Source organism: Micromonospora deserti (genome assembly GCF_003236335.1).
Classification (GTDB): Bacteria; Actinomycetota; Actinomycetes; order Mycobacteriales; family Micromonosporaceae; genus Micromonospora; species Micromonospora deserti.
In genome coordinates, this window is sequence record NZ_POUB01000450.1 from 1 (window position 1) to 2702 (window position 2702).

At 75.9% G+C, this 2702-nt stretch carries 4 protein-coding genes; all 4 read right to left on the bottom strand.

The genetic code is table 11. The annotated features are described in order from the left end of the window. Window positions 1–2: 2 nt before the first annotated feature. The gene (locus C1I99_RS30985; protein ID WP_111137687.1) at window positions 3–842 is read right to left on the bottom strand and encodes a PSP1 domain-containing protein; all 840 of its coding nucleotides are present in this window, start codon (window positions 840–842) and stop codon (window positions 3–5) included. A gap of 364 nt (window positions 843–1206) precedes the next feature. Next, window positions 1207–1893, bottom strand: a complete 687-nt coding sequence (locus C1I99_RS30990) for a hypothetical protein (RefSeq protein WP_111137688.1) — start codon at window positions 1891–1893, stop codon at window positions 1207–1209. Next, window positions 1893–2198 (bottom strand): hypothetical protein, encoded by a 306-nt coding sequence (locus C1I99_RS30995; protein ID WP_111137689.1) that lies wholly within the window; start codon window positions 2196–2198, stop codon window positions 1893–1895. The genes C1I99_RS30990 and C1I99_RS30995 overlap by 1 nt, the downstream gene beginning before the upstream one ends. Before the next feature lies 1 nt (window position 2199). Continuing rightward, window positions 2200–2529 carry a YbaB/EbfC family nucleoid-associated protein gene (locus C1I99_RS31000; RefSeq protein WP_111137690.1) on the bottom strand — a complete coding sequence of 110 codons (330 nt, stop codon included), beginning with the start codon at window positions 2527–2529 and terminating at the stop codon, window positions 2200–2202. Between the last annotated feature and the right edge of the window lie 173 nt (window positions 2530–2702).

A 2702-nucleotide genomic window follows, 5' to 3' on the forward strand; every position in this document is an offset into this window, starting at 1 on the left:
GGTCAGGGGGTGTAGTGCTGGTCGTGGGCCTGGCGGGGGGCGCAGACTGAGGCGCGGGAGCAGGAGCAGCGGGAGCCGTCGGCGTCCAGGCGGACCGTGACCGAGTCGCGCGGGACGCTGTGCCCGACCACCCGGCCGTCGCCCTCGGGCGTGGAAACCCGCGTGCCGACCGGCGGGGCGGACTCCTGGAACCGCTGGTACAGCGGGTGCTCGTACTTCAGGCAGCACATCAGCCGGCCGCACGCGCCGGAGATGCGCAGCGGGTTGAGCGGCAGGTCCTGGTCCTTGGCCATCCGTATGGTCACCGGCTCGAAGTCGGTGAGGAAGGTGGCGCAGCAGAGGTCCCGGCCGCAGGAGCCGATGCCACCCTGCACCCGCGCCGAGTCCCGGGCGGAGAGCTGCCGCAGCTCGACCCGGCAGTGCAGGGTCGCACCGAGGTCGCGGACCAGGGACCGGAAGTCCACCCGGTGCGGCGCGGTGAAGTAGATGGTGCTCCGCTCACCGCCGCCCTCGGCGCCGCCGAGCACGTGGTCGACCGCGACCACCTTCATGGGCAGACCGTGCTCCCGGATCAGCCGCTTCGCCGCGACCTTCGCCTCGGCCTTGCGCCGGCGCAGTGCCTCGTCACGGCGCAGATCCTCCTCCTCGGCCAGCCCGGCGAGCCGCGGGAACCCGTCGGTGTCCTCGGAGACCCACTGCGCGGCCCAGACGCACTCGGCCACCTCGGGCCCGTCGTCGGTCGGCACCAGCACCTTGTCGCCGACCTGGGGGCTCAGCTCACCCGGGTCGAGGTAGTAGAGGCGCCCGTACCGGTGGAAGCTGACCGCGCAGAGCATGCCCATGCCCCTCACCCTACGTCTGCCGGACAGCCACGGCCCGCCCGGAGTCGCCACCCGGCTACACCGAGCAGCCATCCACGGTCGTCGACTTGACCGACCCGCGGATGACCTCGTCGTGCCGTTGCCCCTCGCCCTTACGGCTGAATCCCGCCGACCTGGCGGGACAAAGCCTCAGCCGAGGCGTTGAGTGAACGCAGACCTGCGGGGGGTGCAGGGTAAGGCCACGGCGTCGCTGCCGGAGTCCGGCCAGACCGGTCCAGAGCGCGACGCCGTGCGCCGTGTCAGGCCCGGCGCCTGCGGCGCCTCGGCGGGGCCGCCGACACGCCCGAACATGCCGGGCCCGGTGCGTGCGAGCGCTTCGGCGGGGCTACCAGCCGACGCGCGTGGGCGTGCCGGGACGGGGACGGTCGACCAGCGGCGCCCGCCAGCGGGTCTCCGCCAGGCTCGGCCCCCACTGGCGCAGCAGCGTCTCCGCCCCGTCGTACGCGACGCAGAGCACCGCCAGCACCCGGGCGGCGATCTCGGCCGCCTCGGGCCCACCCGGGCCGGCCAGCCCCCGTGGCCCCGACGCGCCCACCGGCACCGACGTCGCCGCGACCACCGCCACCGCCTCGGCCGAACGGAGCACGTCGGCGAGCGCCCGGGCCAGCGCGACCCGGCTTCCCTCCACCCAGTCGGCGAGCGCGTCGGCGTAACCGGCGGTCGACTCCAGCCGCCCGACCAGACTCTCCGGCCCCTCCTCGAGGTGATGCAGCAGAGCCGTCCGGGCCTGCCCGTACGCCGAGGCGGCCGGACCGGACCAGAGCACCGGATCGGTCAGCGCGGCGGAGACCTCGTCGTACCCCCGGACCAGCCGGCGCACGGCGTGGCCGGCGCCGGCCAGCGGGGCGGGACGCAGGTCGAGGAAGCCCTGGACGGCCTCGCCCGGGAGCACCTGCATCCGGCGCAGCAGCGGCCAGACCCGGTGCCCCTCCGGTGCCCCGCCGGCGAGCAGCGTGTCGACGCGGCGCAGCAGGTCGAGGCCGGGCTCGGCGAGCCGGTCGAGGACGTCCATCACCGCTCCCCGGTGAGCCGCCGCCGGGCGGCGTGGTCGGCGCCGGCGTAGCGGTCGGCGGCCTCGCGCACGGCGGCCGCGGCGGCGGCGAGCCGGGCGGCGGCGGCGTGCGCCTCGCGGGCCCGGTCACCGGTGGCGGCGGCCCACTGCCGGTGCAGGGCCCGCCCGATCTCGCCGGGCCGGCCCGGGGCGTCGGCCCCGAACGCGGCCTGCGCCGGGTCGGCGGCGGTGACGGTGCGGGACACGGTGGTCATGGTCTCGCTCGCCCCGTCCAGCCGGGCGGCGAGGGTGTGCAGGATCTCCATCTCAGGCCCCCGCGAGCGGGCGGTAGGCGGCGAAGGTCTCGTTGTGCAGCTTCTCCCGGGCCCACTGCGCGGCGTCGGCCGCCGCGGTGACCGCGGCCTGCACCGAACCGGCGACGTCCCGCGGTTGGCGGTTGTGCAGCGGGCCGAGGAAGCGCACGTCGGTGATCCGCCCGCCGGCGGTCACCACCACCTCGACCAGCCCGTCCGGCGACCGGACGGTCACCTCGACCGTCGCCACCGCCTGGTCGAACTCGGCCTGGAGCGACTCGATCCGGCGGTAGCGCCGCACCGCCTCCTCGATCCAGGCCTCGTCGATCTCCCCCCGCGGCATCGGCGGACTCCTCCCGGCCAGACCTCACTGAGCGTGCCGCCACCGTCACGGCACACCGGACCGTACCCCACAGCAATCGCGGCTGTCGATTCCTGTGGACAGCCGATCCGGCGGGCGGGACCGCCGCCGGGCCGCCCACCGGGTTGGCGGCGGGAGGGGGCTGTCTCTTATAC

Excerpts from the sequence above, each read along its gene's own strand:
- C1I99_RS30990 (WP_111137688.1), bottom strand. The coding sequence starts at position 1,893 with ATGGACGTCCTCGACCGGCTCGCCGAGCCCGGCCTCGACCTGCTGCGC.
- C1I99_RS30995 (WP_111137689.1), bottom strand. The coding sequence starts at position 2,198 with ATGGAGATCCTGCACACCCTCGCCGCCCGGCTGGACGGGGCGAGCGAG.
- C1I99_RS31000 (WP_111137690.1), bottom strand. The coding sequence starts at position 2,529 with ATGCCGCGGGGGGAGATCGACGAGGCCTGGATCGAGGAGGCGGTGCGG.
- C1I99_RS30985 (WP_111137687.1), bottom strand. The coding sequence starts at position 842 with ATGGGCATGCTCTGCGCGGTCAGCTTCCACCGGTACGGGCGCCTCTAC.